General features: G+C 35.6%; 10 protein-coding genes. All 10 read left to right on the top strand.

What is annotated here, in order from left to right; genetic code table 11:
- The first annotated feature begins 1,853 nt into the window (after nt 1-1,853).
- The 10 genes from ACFSQ0_RS11475 to ACFSQ0_RS11430 all read left to right on the top strand — a co-directional run bounded on the left by ACFSQ0_RS11475 (nt 1,854) and on the right by ACFSQ0_RS11430 (nt 14,481).
- Nucleotides 1,854-2,096, top strand: coding sequence for a hypothetical protein (locus tag ACFSQ0_RS11475; RefSeq protein ID WP_379048393.1), 243 nt, complete (start codon nt 1,854-1,856; stop codon nt 2,094-2,096).
- Nucleotides 2,087-2,404, top strand: coding sequence for a type II toxin-antitoxin system RelE/ParE family toxin (locus ACFSQ0_RS11470; RefSeq protein ID WP_379048391.1), 318 nt, complete (start codon nt 2,087-2,089; stop codon nt 2,402-2,404). The genes ACFSQ0_RS11475 and ACFSQ0_RS11470 overlap by 10 nt, the downstream gene beginning before the upstream one ends.
- A 997-nt stretch (nt 2,405-3,401) precedes the next feature.
- Nucleotides 3,402-4,070: a response regulator transcription factor gene (locus ACFSQ0_RS11465; protein ID WP_379048389.1), complete on the top strand. Its 669-nt coding sequence runs from the start codon at nt 3,402-3,404 to the stop codon at nt 4,068-4,070.
- On the top strand, nt 4,067-5,440 hold the full coding sequence (locus ACFSQ0_RS11460; RefSeq protein WP_379048387.1) for a HAMP domain-containing sensor histidine kinase: 1,374 nt from the start codon (nt 4,067-4,069) through the stop codon (nt 5,438-5,440). Before ACFSQ0_RS11465 ends, ACFSQ0_RS11460 begins: the two co-directional genes overlap by 4 nt.
- Before the next feature lie 352 nt (nt 5,441-5,792).
- Nucleotides 5,793-10,133: a CusA/CzcA family heavy metal efflux RND transporter gene (locus tag ACFSQ0_RS11455; protein ID WP_379048385.1), complete on the top strand. Its 4,341-nt coding sequence runs from the start codon at nt 5,793-5,795 to the stop codon at nt 10,131-10,133.
- The gene (locus ACFSQ0_RS11450; protein ID WP_379048383.1) at nt 10,133-11,299 is read left to right on the top strand and encodes an efflux RND transporter periplasmic adaptor subunit; all 1,167 of its coding nucleotides are present in this window, start codon (nt 10,133-10,135) and stop codon (nt 11,297-11,299) included. Before ACFSQ0_RS11455 ends, ACFSQ0_RS11450 begins: the two co-directional genes overlap by 1 nt.
- A gap of 226 nt (nt 11,300-11,525) precedes the next feature.
- Nucleotides 11,526-11,963 (top strand): thioredoxin family protein, encoded by a 438-nt coding sequence (locus ACFSQ0_RS11445; RefSeq protein WP_379048381.1) that lies wholly within the window; start codon nt 11,526-11,528, stop codon nt 11,961-11,963.
- Nucleotide 11,964: 1 nt separating this feature from the next.
- Nucleotides 11,965-12,945, top strand: a complete 981-nt coding sequence (locus ACFSQ0_RS11440; protein WP_379048379.1) for an FAD:protein FMN transferase — start codon at nt 11,965-11,967, stop codon at nt 12,943-12,945.
- Nucleotides 12,942-13,154 (top strand): DUF4266 domain-containing protein, encoded by a 213-nt coding sequence (locus tag ACFSQ0_RS11435; RefSeq protein WP_379048377.1) that lies wholly within the window; start codon nt 12,942-12,944, stop codon nt 13,152-13,154. The genes ACFSQ0_RS11440 and ACFSQ0_RS11435 overlap by 4 nt, the downstream gene beginning before the upstream one ends.
- A 13-nt stretch (nt 13,155-13,167) precedes the next feature.
- Nucleotides 13,168-14,481, top strand: a complete 1,314-nt coding sequence (locus ACFSQ0_RS11430) for a DUF3570 domain-containing protein (RefSeq protein ID WP_379048375.1) — start codon at nt 13,168-13,170, stop codon at nt 14,479-14,481.
- Nucleotides 14,482-15,551 lie beyond the last annotated feature (1,070 nt).

Here is a 15,551-nt window from a genome sequence, read left to right as displayed (position 1 = left end):
TTTTTTTGGTCAAAAAAGCCAAATTTCATGCGCATGATTCATGAAAAACATGCGCATGATTCATGAAAAACATGCTGAAGAATTAAAAAATCATGCTGATGATTTGCATGAACCTTCAGCATGATTTTTAAAAACCACTTCTTTCAATTTTTTTTACATTTTCACCCTCCAAAACAAGCTTTTTCAAGCCCAAAACCACCTCAAAACCCTAAAAAACCGACTGTTTTTGTTCAAAAAAGCACTAAAACGCTAGCAAACACCCCAAAAAAGCAGGATAAAAAACAAATTCAACCGATGAAATACAGTTGTACTTCTCTCTAAATGTCAGTTTTTACCTCCAAAAATCAACAAAACCATAGGTGAAACGGTAGGGTTTAAACCGAATTAGTGCGACCTTTCGGGAGTCCCGAGAATTCGGGATCACTTCGAGTGGGCCAGCCTAGCCAACAGGCATTTTTAATGCCGTAGTTGGACTCGCTGGGTTGTATCGAGAAGTGATTCAATTAGAACTAAAAAAATATTCGCTACTTTTCGACTGTGTCTCGATACACGTTTTTATGGCTCACGCCATAAAATCGCACTCGACATGACAAGGTAGGTTATTTTACGCAAGAGTCATAAATAGAAATAACATTTTAAAACGGCCTATCGAAAATAGGGCGTAAAATTGGCAGTGCAGTAAGCGTTAAAAATTTTAGGCTGTTTGAGCCCGATTGGAAATCGGGTGAGTTCCTAAAATTTAGCTTGCAAACATACAATTTAGCGCTAGTTTCGTAAGCCTAGACTTTTTTGCTACTTTTTTCGGCGATGGAAAAAAGTAGAGGAATAATAATTAGATATCTGTGGCTTTCGATTAGTAGCGTATAATAATGGTAACTATAAAGATATTCGCTACTTTTCGACCGTGTCTCGATACACGTTCTTATGGTTCTCACCATAAAAACGCACTCGACATGACAAGGTAGGTTTTAAACGCCCTGTCACTTCGAGTGGGCCAGCCTAGCCAACAGGCATTTTTAATGCCGTAGTTGGACTTGCTGGGCTGTATCGAGAAGTGATTCAATTAGAACTAAAAAAGTATTCGCTACTTTTCGACTGCACCTCGATACACGTTCTTATGGTTCTCACCATAAAAACGCACTCGGTGTGACAAGGTAGGTTTTAGAGTTATTAATACCCAGCAGCCCACGTCAAAAAGCGTTTCAAAGCAGGGCTTTGTAATCTTTTTCTTCAGTATAACTTGTGTTTTGTGCATAAATTAGGGAGGATAATAGACTTAAAAGTGAATAATATACCGCTATCTACTTAGCGCGACCTTTTGGGAGTCCCGAGCATTCGGGAAAGCCTTGGAGCCAATTTAGCAAAATACAAGTGGTTTTCAGCTTGCCTGAAAAATACCTCAGAAAAAGTGTACTTTTTACCGACACTTCGGTAACCTGCCCCGAATCTTCGGGGTTTCGTTTTCTCCTGTATCCGACGAGCACAGCGAGAGGAATACACCGTAAAGAAAATGAAAGTTAGGATATAGCAATACCTATGTTTTGTAAGAAAGTAGGTTATGAAAACCTAAAAACATTACTACCTAAAGCTTGTTTGAGACCGATTGGAAATCGGGTGAGTTCCTAAAATTTAGCTTACAAACATACAATTTAGCGCTAGTTTCGTAAGCCTAGACTTTCGTAGTCCCGATATTTCGGGGTTTGCTACTTTTTTCGGCAATGGAAAAAAGTAGAGGAATAAATTAAGTAGTAATTTATTTTAAATAGTAGTTGGCAACAAACTGAAAAAAATCGAAAATCATAAAAATCAACCAAAATTGATAATTTTGTATCTTTGATAAAAAGACAAAGGAAATGGATTTAGAAGCAAGAAAAATATCATTTGTTCAAGAGTTTTTAAGACTTCAAAATGAGGAAATCGTTAGCGGACTTGAAAAATTCTTACGTAAAAAGAAAGCTGAATTGACTGAAAGGAACTTCAAGCCGATGACAATGGAGCAATATAACGCAGAAATTGACCAAGCAATGGAAGACTCAAAAAATGGACGAATGATAAAAGCAACGGATTTAAAGGCTAAAATCCAAAAATGGAGTTAGCAGTTTACTGGTTAGAGGTTGCGGAAAACAAACTAGAGGATATTTATAGCTATTATTCAATTAAAGCCAGTAAAAGAGTAGCTGAAAATTTAGTTAATGGAATCCTTGACTCGACTATTGGTATTGAAAAGCAACCAGAAATTGGACAAGTTGAAACGAGCTTGAAACATATAGAACGTGAATTTCGGTATTTAGTGTTTAAGAATTACAAAATAGTTTATTGGATAAATTATGACTTTAAACGTATCGAAATCGCGAATGTTTTTGACACGAGACAAGATCCCGATAAAATAAATGAAACTGAATAAAAAGCCACGCTGTTGCGCGATTGCATCGCGATCTTCTTACCCTATTGCAATCAATTGTTTACATTTTCAATCCCTAAATCAACTAAAAAATTATCACCTTGTTCCCCATCAAAATCCAACTTCAATCAATATTCTACAAATTATTCTATTCATTTTTGCTTAGTCAAAAACGAACCAAAAAATCAAGAATAGTTGAGGGAATTGCTTTAAGCTGAAGGTGTTCAGCTTAAAGCATAATCGCTGCATGCTCTTTTTCGCTATCGCGAAACGCACTTCCGCTTGTCACTCGCTATTTCTGAAACTATTCGGGTTCTTAATTGAAAATTAATTCGCTACTTTTCGACTGTGTCTCGATACTTCGCATTTTTGGTTTACCACCAAATATGCGAAACTCGACATGACAAGGCAGATGTTAAACTACTACGAACATACTGCGACCTTTAGGGAGTCCCGAGTATTCGGGATCACTTCGAGTGGGCCAGCTTAGCCAACAATCATTTTTAATGCCGTAGTTGGACTTGCTGGGTTGTATCGAGAAGTGGTTTAATGGAAACTAAAAAAGTATTCACTACTTTTCGACTTTGTCTCGATACTTCGCATTTTGGTTCTATCGCCCAAAAATCCGAAACTCCTTTAGACTTGCATAAAAGAAAATATAAAGATAAATAATTAAATTTATGGATGTTTAATTAGAAAAAGAGAGCTGAACTTAAGTACACTATCCGTACTCAGAATTTAAAAAATTCATAGTTCGATTCAGACTTAAGTTCAGACTTTCATCAACAATCTCTAATAGAAATTCGGGATTTTAAGCCCATTATTAAGGAGTTGAGTTATTGATGAAATCCCTCTTTTCAATAAAAGTATTACAAAGTTATGAAAAGTATTTATTTTGGTATTGACATTAGTAAAAAGAAATTAGATTTTAAATTAAATATTAAGTCAATCTTAAGAAAAACCCAACCTAAACTTAAATGAAAATTGTAACTTTTGTATCATGAGAATTTTAATAGTAGAAGATGAGCCAGGAATATTTAATTTCCTAAAACAAGGCTTAGAAGAGGAATCTTACGCTGTAGACGTAGCCGAAGAAGGTAAAAAGGGGCTTGAGATGGCACTTTCAGGAGAATATGATTTGCTTTTGCTAGATTGGATGGTTCCAGGAATTAGCGGCATTGAAATCTGCCGTCAATTCCGTAAAGAATTTCGCGAAACTCCGGTTATTTTTCTAACAGCAAAAGATACATTAGACGAAACCGTATTTGGCCTTCAAGTTGGCGCCAATGATTACATTAAAAAGCCTTTTCATTTTGAAGAACTCCTCGAACGCATTAAGGTGCAATTACGTCCAAAAACTGGGGAACATTCAATATTTAAACTTGGTAATATCACACTTAATACCGCAACTCATCAAGTTTTTAAAAATGATGAAGAGATAGCATTAACCCAAAAAGAATTTGCCTTATTGGAATATCTCATACGAAACAAAGGTTTGGTTTGTCGGCGATCAAGAATCATTGAAAGTGTTTGGGATATTCATTTTGATTATAATACTGGGGTCATCGACGTATTCATCAATGCGCTACGAAAAAAACTGAAACTTGGAAAAGAAGAAAATTATATTCAAACCATTAGAGGCGTTGGCTACATTGCAAAAGAAATATGAATTTAAGTTTTAGAAACAGAATAGGGCTGTATTATATGGCTGCAACGGCAATCATAATGGCAGTTGCTTTTTTAACGGTATATTTTGTCGTACGAGGTGTTGTATATCAAAATTTAGATAGAGACTTGTCTTATGAAGCCAAAAAGCACACAAGAGAAATAAAAGTTATAGGCGACAGCATTAAGATCAAAAATAAAAGAGAATGGGAAGAAAGAGAGCATAGAGAAGTACAAGTTAATCCTGTTTTTATCCAATTTTGGGATAAAAATGGAGTTTTTATGGATAAATCACCCAATCTAAAAGAAAACCATTTAAAACTTAATGCGAATTCAAATTATAATGGGCATTATAATGGCCATTTAAATCAAAGACCTATAAGGCAAGTACAACTACCCATTGAAGATAAGGGTAAATTGAAAGGTTTTATAGTAGCGGCTATGTCATTGGAAGCCTCTCAAATGGTACTTTACAATCTTAGAAATATTTTACTAATAGTCTATTTATTACTTCTGGCAAGCCTATATTTTATTTCTAAATTTATTGCAGGAAGAAGTATCATTCCAGTAAAAAATGTAATACAAACCACCAATAGAATTACAAGAAATAGCCTAAACGAACGCGTTGAGTTGCCTCAAAATAAAGATGAAATGTTTGATTTAACTTCCAGTATCAACGACTTATTAAACCGAATCGAAAATGCATTGGAAAGAGAACGCCAATTTACTTCAGATGCTTCTCACGAGCTGCGTACCCCTTTAGCAACATTAAAAGGCACATTGGAAGTTTTGGTGCGTAAACCGAGGGAACGCTCTGAATATGAAGAAAAAATTAAACTTTGCTTAACAGAAATAAATAGAATTACATCCATAATAGAACAACTCTTACTATTAGCAAGATTAGATACAGGATCAAAATCTGCTGAAAAACCATTGATTCCTTTAACCTCCATCATCGAAGAAATTCTTTTTAGGCACAATAATGTAGCCACAGAAAAAAAGTTAACCATAAAAATTAAAAATGATATTGGAGATAAAGTTTTAATCCCTCAATATTTCGGTAACCTAATTTTGGAAAACATAATTGAAAATGCTTTGAAATATGCTAAAGATGAAACCACAATTCATATTGCTCTAACGAAATCCGAATCTAAAGTTATCTGTAAAATCCGAGATGAAGGAATAGGTATTAAAGAAGGGGACCTCCACCGCTTATTTAATAATTTCTTTAGGTCTGATCCGCTTCAACACAAAGATGTTACAGGGAATGGCTTGGGACTTTCAATAGCCAAAAAAGCTGCTGATGCTATTAATACTAAAATTAGTGTAGAAAGCGAATTCCGCAAGGGTACCATTTTTACTGTAGAATTTTAATGAAGCTTTAAAAACCGCCATATTTAGGTTATGTATTAGCAATATTTCCCAATAGAAAAAGATCTCTTTTTGATACATTAAATTTTGACCTTTACAAAAGGACCGCTAGATGTTAAAAGTCGGTTGTAAATTTAAATGAAGTTGAATCTTTTTTAAACTTCATAGCGAAAGATTGCTTGTAGTGAAGCTTTGGAATAAACAATTAAATAATTTCAAAGCTTATAAAATATTCAAATTCTCACCTTTTTATTAAAAACCGAAAATTTTCTTAAGCGAATCTTAAGATAGGATTTAGATTAGGCTTAGATACTGCTCATATATTTGAATAGTTTTAATTTAAATAACCAAGAAAATGCTAGGACGTATAATAGAGTACAGTATTCATCACAAACTTATTGTGCTACTATTTACCGCCTTAATCATAGGTTTCGGGTTGTACTCTCTTTCTAATATTCCTATTGGTGCGGTACCAGATGTAACCAATAATCAAGTACAAGTTATTACCACCTCAAGGAATTTAGCGACCGAAGATGTCGAGAAATTTTTGACTTATCCAGTAGAATTGGAAATGGCAAATTTACCTGGAGTGCAAGAAATACGTTCGGTTTCAAAATTTGGCTTATCAGTTGTAACTGTTGTTTTTGATAATGATTTAGGCACTTATTTACCACGCCAATTAATTGCCGAAAAGATTAAAAGTGCCGAAGAAAAAATCCCAGCGGGCTTTGGTAAACCTTTTATGGGCCCTATTTCTACGGGGCTTGGTGAAATTTATCAATATGTAATCGATGTAGATGACAAATATAAAAATCAATACTCGTTATCTGATTTGCGAACCATCCAGGATTGGATTGTAAAACGGCAGCTTTCTGGTATTAACGGGGTGGTAGAAGTAAACACATGGGGCGGCTATTTAAAGACCTACGAGGTAGCTATAAATCCCGAAAGACTCCGTGCGATGAAGGTTTCTATTTTTGATGTTTTTACCGCTCTTGAAAAAAACAATAGCATTGCAGGTGGTGGTTATATTGAGAAAATTAATGAAAGTCATTTTATTAGAGGCGAAGGTCTGGTTAATTCTATAGAAGATATAGAAAATATCGTGGTAACCAATAAAGGAGATGTTCCTGTATATGTTAGCGATGTAGCTACAGTTGGTTTTGGTCACGCTAATCGTTTTGGAGCCATTACCGGAAATGGAGAAGGTGAAAAAGTACTTGGTCAAGTGATGATGCTTAAAGACGCCAACTCTAATGCAGTGATTGAAGCCGTAAAAGAACGAGTTTCTTCAATTCAACCCTCTTTACCGCCAGGCATTTCCATAAATCCATTTTTAGAGCGAAGTGAACTTATCGGAAAAACCACTTTTACCATTGCCGAAAACTTGATTTTAGGTTGTTTAATTGTGATTTTTGTAGTGGTACTACTGTTAGGAAATTGGCGTTCTGGTTTAGTGGTTGCCTCTGTGATTCCTTTGAGTTTGCTATTTGCGCTTTCACTAATGTACATTTTTGGTGTAGACGCTAATTTAATGAGTTTAGGCGCAATTGATTTTGGAATTATCATAGATGGTGCTGTGATTATTGTAGAGTTTATTGCCTTTAAAATTACCCAAAAACGTTCAAAATTACTGGCGCTTCCCAAAAAAGAAAGGCAAGATGTAGTCGACAGTCTTACTTATCAGGGTGCAACCAAAATGATGAACTCGGCTGTATTTGGGCAATTGATTATCATTATAGTTTTTATTCCTATTTTTTCTTTGGTAGGGGTTGAAGGAAAAATGTTTCGCCCTATGGCAATGGTTTTTTGCTTTGCACTTATAGGGGCAATGATACTTTGTTTTACCTATATTCCTGTAATGGCGTCACTCTTTATAAAGCCCACCAATACCGAAAAAAAAACCATATCATCTCGTATGATTTCCTTCTTAGAACGCAAATACCAGCCAAGCATTATCTGGGCATTGCGTAAAAAAAGATTGGTACTTGGCATAGCTATAAGCTTGTTAATTTTTACTGCTTTCTTGTTTTCTAGAATGGGTGCTGAGTTTGTACCTACCTTAGATGAAGGAGATTTTGTAATTCAGCCTGTATTAAAGACCGGAATGTCATTGAGCAAAACAATAGAAGCTACTACTCAAATGGAAAAAATACTTAAAAAATTCCCAGAAGTGGTACAAGTGGTGAGCAGAATTGGTGCCGCAGAAGTTCCAACCGACCCCATGTCTATGGAAGAAAGCGACATTATCATTAAATTAAAACCTAAAGGAGAATGGGTGTCTGCACAATCAAAAGATGAACTTGCAGATAAATTCAAAGAAGCTTTGTCCGATGAAATCGCAGGTGTAGAGTTTGAATTTACCCAACCTATCGAAATGAGATTTAATGAATTGATTACTGGAGTAAGAGCCGATTTGGCTATTAAAGTTTTTGGTGAAGACCTAAATGTTTTATATCAAAAAGCCCTAGAAATAGAAGAAGCCATTCAAAATGTCGAAGGGGCAGCAGATATTTCAGTAGAAAAAACAGCAGGTTTGCCGCAGATGTCAGTTAAATATGACCGTAGAAAAATTGCCAAATACGGATTGAATATAGAGGATTTAAACAAAATCATAACCATGGGGTTTGCCGGAATTCCTGCAGGAACAGTGTTTGAAGGCGAAAGGCAATTCGACTTGGTGATTCGTTTTGATGACCTTCACAGAAAAGATATTGAGAATTTAGAAACCGCATCGGTATCACTTCCTAATGGGACTAAATTACCCTTAAGTGAATTTGCAAGTATAAACTATACAAAGGGACCCGCAAAAATCTCTCGGGATAATACCAAACGTAGAATAGTGGTGGGCGTGAATGTTAGAAATCGTGATTTAGAATCGGTGGTAAGAGATATACAGGCTATTATTAAAAAAGACATTAATATTCCTACAGGATATTCCATAAGCTATGGAGGACAATTTGAAAACCTACGTACCGCAACAGATCGATTAAAAATAGCGGTGCCTTTAGCCTTGATTTTGATATTTATACTATTGTACTTTGCTTTCAACTCCGTTAAAGAAGCTTTAATGATTTATAGTGCCATCCCGCTAGCGGCTATAGGTGGTGTAATATTATTATATATAAGAGATTTACCCTTCAGCATCTCGGCAGGGGTTGGTTTTATTGCGCTTTTTGGTATTGCGGTACTCAATGGTATAGTATTAATCGAAGAGTTTAATGAATTGAAGGCAAAAGGCATAAACAACATCAATAAACGTATTTTAATAGGCACAAAAAATAGATTGCGTCCAGTTTTATTAACCGCCGCCGCCGCTGCCTTAGGATTTTTACCCATGGCAATCTCAACTTCTGCCGGTGCCGAAGTACAACGTCCTTTGGCAACCGTAGTGGTAGGGGGACTAATTACTGCGACAATTTTAACCCTAGTTGTACTACCAATTTTATACGCCCTATTCGACAAAAAGGGGCAAAATTCTAAAAAGAAAACTAAGGTGAATTTAAAGGCAACGAGTGCTATGCTTTTATTGCTTTTGCCGATTATTGGTCAGGCACAACAAAATCCGTTAAGTGTAAAACAAACGCTACAAATGGCAATCGAGAATAATCATGCCCTTCAAGCTTCTTCAAAAAGGATCGACCAATCGGAACAACGGGTAGGAGGTGCTCTGAATATTGATAAAACACAGATTTTCTATGGTTACGATCAAAATAATATTGCAGAAAATGGCCTACCCTTAAAAGTTTTTGGTTTAAGCCAGTCGTTTCAATTTCCAACTATTTATGCTGCACAGCGAAAAGTAAGACAACAAGAAACCACCCTTGCAGCGCAGGAGTATATACTCAATGAAAGGTTATTAACAAAAGAGGTATACTTGGCTTATTATAAAGTGGTTTACAGCAATAATGTGGTTAAACAATATACTTATTTAGATAGTTTGTATGGCCAATTTGCAAAAGCAGCAAAGAAAAGATATGATGTAGGAGCAACCAATTTATTGGAGAAACTCACGGCAGAAACCAAGCAAAAAGAAATAGCCATTGCTTTGAAACAAGCACGAGAGGAGGTCAAAAAAGCGCATACCATACTCAACCAGTGGGTGCAAAGTGATTCAATAATAACGGTAGAGGAAAATGAACTGCCAAGATTGGCACTAAAAAAACTCAACATTGAAGACCACCCTGGATTTTCGTTTTACAATTCAGCTAAAAGTTTGGCAGAATCTTCACTCTCGTTAGAAAAACAAATGTTATTACCCGACATCCATTTTTCAATTTTTCAAGGAACTAATGATGGCGTTAATTCAACCAATTACAATGGTTTTCAAGTAGGTCTAGGCATACCTTTATGGTTTGGTGCAAACAAATCTAAAATCAATGCTGCAAAAACCCAAATCAATATTTTGACCCATGAATTTGAAAATTATAAAATTAAACTGCAATCGAGGTATAATGCGTTACTGACAGATTTAAAAAAATACCGAGAAACAGTTGATTACTATGAAACTACCGGTAAAAATCTCTCAAAAGAATTAACCAAAACCGCATCAAAGGCTTTTAAGAGTGGCGAAATAGACTTCTTGGAATACGTGCAACTTTTAGAGAGTGCAAAAAATATTGAAATCAACTATTTACAGAATTTAATGAAGTATAACAATACCGTTTTAGAGATAAACTATCTAAGCTTTCAATAATGAAAAATTTAAGTAACACAATGTCTACTGCTTTATACCTAAAGGGATTTTTAATAATAAGCATCATCATTTTAACTTCCTGCAATTCAAATAAGAAAACTGAAATGGGGAATAAGGAAACACCAGATGAAATCGAAAATAGCGATACCATAACCCTAACCGATACTCAATTTAAAGCAGGGGGTATGCAAGTAGGAAAAATTACCCAACAAGCTTTTAGTTCTATTGTAAAAGCCAATGGTATGTTTAGCGTTCCTCCTGCAAGCCAAGCAGATGTAAACGCTTATTTTGCCGGATATGTTAAAGAGATCGACTTGCTCCCTGGAGATGCTGTAAAAAAAGGGCAGATCTTATTCACCCTTGAAAATCCTGAATATGTACAAGTTCAACAAGATTTTTTGCAAGCCAAAGGCCGGCTCAACTATTTAAAATTAGATTTTGAGCGCCAAAAAGAATTGATAGCAGATAACATAACCTCAAAAAAGAATTTCCTAAAAGCGGAATCAGAATATAAGGTGACCCTAGCACAATACCAAGCGCTCAAAAAAAAATTAAGCTTAATGAATATTAATCCGAATACCTTAACTGGAGACAATATTCGTTCTGTCATTAAAGTACTCTCGCCCTTAACAGGTTATACCACTATTGTTAATGCTACAAAAGGAATGTATTTAACCCCTACAGATGTTGCAGTGACTGTAACCAATACAAATGATTTACATATTGAGCTGAAAATTTTCGAAAAAGACTTGCCATTGATTAAAGAAGGTCAACCCATTAACCTAAGAATACAAAACGACCAGAATAACGTATACCAAGGCAAAGTGCATTTAGTGAACAAAGCAGTACATACCCAAGAAAGAACCGTGGTCATTCACGGAGATTTGGTTAATCCTAGTGAGGCGCAATTATTTGCCCCAGGAATGTATATAGAAGCTGAGATTTTGACCGAAACAACAAAACATCCGGCATTGCCAGTTGAAGCCGTTGTTAATATTGATAAAAACTACTTTGTATTGGTTAAAAGAAACGACTTAACTTTTAAAAAAGTACCGGTAAATGTGGGGGTTACAAGTAAGGGGTTTATTCAAATTGTAAATGCAGAGGACTTTAAAAAAGATACCGAATTTCTAACCAAAGGAACCTTTAATTTAATAACGGAATAGAAGTAGAAAAAAATGAAAAGCATACTGGCAATTTAAACCGTATAAATATGTAAGGGAATAATTAGATAAATATACCAGTTAAAAGAAGCTACATTTTAATAAACGATTATATAATCTACAAAAAGCTCGCAAAACTACAGAAATGAGAACAAGCTTATAAATCGATAAATTTCAATACAACTAACAGAAAGACAAGGTTTAATATTTTAAATTACACTAAATTACGATGAAAAAAATTATTTTAATGAGCTTGATGCTTATCGCTACTTTAAGTAGCTACGCACAAGATTGGCAAACAGATTTTGCCACAGCAAAACAATTAGCCGCTAAAGAAAATAAACCAATAATTTTAGTATTTCAAGGCTCCGACTGGTGCGCGCCTTGTATAAAACTAGATAGAGAAATTTGGAGTACAGCAGAATTTAAAAAATATGCGAAGGAGCATTACATTATGCTTCAGGCAGATTTCCCTCGAAGAAAGAAGAACGCTTTACCAGAAGCTCAAGCAAAAGCCAACGCTAAACTTGCAGAGCAATACAATGAAAATGGATTTTTTCCTTTTGTGGTGGTACTAGATGCAAAAGGCAAAGTACTAGGAGTAACGAGCTATAAAAAGACTACACCAGAAAAATACATCGAAGAATTAAACGCCTTAGCTAAATAAAGTGAAGTATCTATTTTCTATCATAAGTTTATGTTTAGCATTTGTTTGCACTGCACAACAACCCTATAAGCGCACCCTAAAATTAATGGGAAGTCGCTTTGATATCACTGTAGTAGCAAAAAACGCTATTGCCGGTAATAGATATATTGATACCGCTGTAGCTGAAATTACCAGGATTGAAAAACTCATATCTTCCTGGGATCCAACTTCTCAAACTTCAGCAGTCAATAGAAATGCAGGAATTAAACCTGTTAAAGTTGATGAAGAACTTTATCAACTAATAGAACGAGCTATGGGCTTATCTAAGCTTACAGATGGAGCTTTTGACATCAGCTATGCCTCTATGGACAGAATTTGGCAATTTGATGGAAGCATGACCAAAATACCTTCAGCAGAGGAAATCAGATCATCTGTATCAAAAGTAGGGTTTCAAAATATCTTGCTTCATAAGGGAGAAAGTACAGTTTTTCTAAAAGAAAAAGGTATGAAAATAGGCTTCGGAGCAATAGGTAAGGGCTATGCTGCAGATAAGGCTAAAGCTTTGCTTATTTCAAAAGGAGTGACATCAGGAATTATAAACGCCTCTGGCGATATGAATACTTGGGGTAAACAAGCCAACGGAAAGGAATGGAAAGTAGCCATTACCAATCCAATGAATAAAAACAAGGTTTTTGCTGTTCTACCTATCAGCAACGCTGCTGTGGTTACTTCTGGTGATTATGAAAAGTTTGTAAGCTTTAATGGCACTCGGTATTCCCATATCATTGATCCCCGAACAGGATATCCGTCAAGTGGAATTGTAAGTGTGACCGTATTTGCCCCAAAGGCAGAACTCGCCGATGCACTTGCTACCTCTGTATTTGTAATGGGAAAAGATGCAGGTTTAGACCGAATAAATCAATTGCCAAAAGTAGAATGTATCATCATCGATGATAAAGGAAACATCATTAAATCAAAAAACATAGAAATAAATAAGTTATGATCAAAAAAATAACAATTTTCACCTTGCTTAGTTTCTTTTTTAGCAATTGCGTGGTGGTTAAGGAGTATGAAAAAGTCAATATAAATGATCCAGATATGGCACTTTCAGAAAAGAAATGTGACCGAAATGTAACTACTGCACATTCCTATCGCGAAGCAGCGGTAGGTGCAAACGGAGGAAAAACTGGTGGAGGCTGCGGCTGTAATTAAAACATATAATCAATTGAAAAATATCATTCTTATTATCTGTGTGTTCGCATTCGTAAAAGCGAATGCACAAAATCGACAAGACTCAACCACAGTCTATAAAAAACGTGTATTGGAAACCGTTGAAGTAGATTTCTTGTCCAGCTACTACAGCCAGGACGGGGATAATGCAGCGGTAAGTGGTGGTATTGGCACAGAAGAATTAACCGATGTGACCAGTGCGTTCATCATATCTATACCTCTAAATGACGATGATGTATTAACTATAGATGCAGGAGTCTCTGCTTATACCTCAGCATCATCGAGTAATGTAAATCCTTTTGATGACGGTCCAGCAGACCCCTATCAAGCTTCATCAGGTGCATCAAGTAGCGATCTTTGGGCAAATCTAACAGGAAGTTACAGCCATAGTTCTAATGATAGAAATACCATTTGGTCGGCCAAATTAGCAGTATCCTCGGAGTATGATTACTTTTCTTTGGGCGTTGGCGGAAGTTATACCAAACTCTTCAATGAAAAAAATACTGAAGTGAGTATAAGTGGGAATGTATATATTGATACTTGGAATGCAATTTATCCATCTGAATTAAGACCTTTTGGTAAAGAGGGTTCTGGTTTAAATAATTCATTTTTTACCCAAAATACAATTACAGGAAATTTAAATTATTCCCCCAGATTTAATGAATTTAACGATGAGGGGCGTAATTCATATTCTTTAGGGTTTAGCTTTTCGCAAATACTTCATAAAAATGTGCAAGGTTCTTTAGCATTAGATTTAATACAACAACAAGGTTTATTATCTACCCCTTTTCAACGAGTGTACTTTAGCGATGTGGAAGATTCTTTTATTGATAATTTTCAGCTAGCCGATGCCATCGAACGTTTACCAGATTCAAGGTTTAAAGTTGCGATAGGTGGACGTCTGAATTGGTATTTAAATGAGATTTTAACAATAAGGACTTTTTATCGCTACTATTTTGACGATTGGGGGATTAATTCGCATACAGCAAGTATTGCGCTCCCCATTAAAATAACAGGTAAATTTACACTGTATCCTTCGTATCGAATTTATACGCAAACAGCTGCTGATTATTTTAGGCCGCATGAGGCTGCTTTATCAACAGATGAATTCTATACCTCAGATTACGACCTATCTGAATACTCAGCAAACCAATTTGGTTTTGGAGTTTCCTATACCGATATATTTGCAAAAGCACATTTATGGAAATTCGGACTAAAAAGTATTGACTTAAAATTTTATCAATACGATAGAGATACAAGCTTTAGCTCTAATATCATTACAGCAGGCTTTAAGTTTGCCATGGATTAAATCTTTTTTGATTTCTCACAGCACGAGCGTCTCGCTCGTGCTAATCTAATTGCTAGCTATTTTGTTTCTCAACGGTGGTTGCATAGATATGCTAACTCAAAAGCTTATTTTAAAAGGAACTATAGAGAAAACCAATACAAAAACAGAAGTTTTATTATGTTTATAAAAACGCGGTAATAGCTTATTGATTTGCTTAATTTTAGGAATACAATACAGCAATAAAGGAAATTATTCAGAACCTGATACGGCTTTTGAATTTTAGCATAAGGTATTTCTCGGTTTACCCTGCCATAGTATTTAGTTATTCCAGGGTTATTTTTGATTTAGTCCTATTGTTAAATCTCAACGAGACACTCGCATTAGCAGTGGCTAGTATCGAAAAGTGAATTAGGTTCTCACGCTGGTGCGCGATTGCATCGCGATCTTCTTACCCTATTGCAATCAATTGTTTACATTTTCAATCCCTAAATCAACTAAAAAATTATCACCTTGTTCCCCATCAAAATCCAACTTCAAACAAAAAGCTACAAATTCTTTCTATTCATTTTTGCTTAATCAAAAACGAACCAAAAAATCAAGAATAGTTGAGGGAATTGCTTTAAGCTGAAGGTGTTCAGCTTAAAGCATAATCGTTGCATGCTCTTTTTCGCTATCGCGAAACGCACTTCCGCTTTTCACTCGCTATTTCTGAAACTATTCGGGTTCTTAATTGAAAATTAATTCGCTACTTCGCTACGCAGTAGTCCCTAAGCTTCGCTGTCACTTCGAGTGGGCCAGCTTAGCCAACAGGCATTTTTAATGCCGTAGTTGGACTTGCTGGATTGTATCGAGAAGTGAATGAAATAGAACTGAAAATGAATTCACTACTTTTCGACTGTGTCTCGATACACGTTTTTATGGCTCACGCCATAAAATCGCACTCGACATGACAAGGCAGGTATTAAACGCCCTGTCACTTCGAGTGGGCCAGCTTAGCCAACAGGCATTTATGCCGTAGTTGGACTTGCTGGATTGTATCGAGAAGTGGTTGAATTAAAACTAAAAAAGTATTCGCTACTTTTCGACTGCAC

The sequence above is a fragment of the Mesonia sediminis genome (genome assembly GCF_042684705.1).
GTDB lineage: Bacteria > Bacteroidota > Bacteroidia > Flavobacteriales > Flavobacteriaceae > Mesonia > Mesonia sediminis.
The sequence above is the reverse complement of the archived record's forward strand: the minus strand, read 5'-3'. Positions and strand labels throughout refer to the sequence as shown.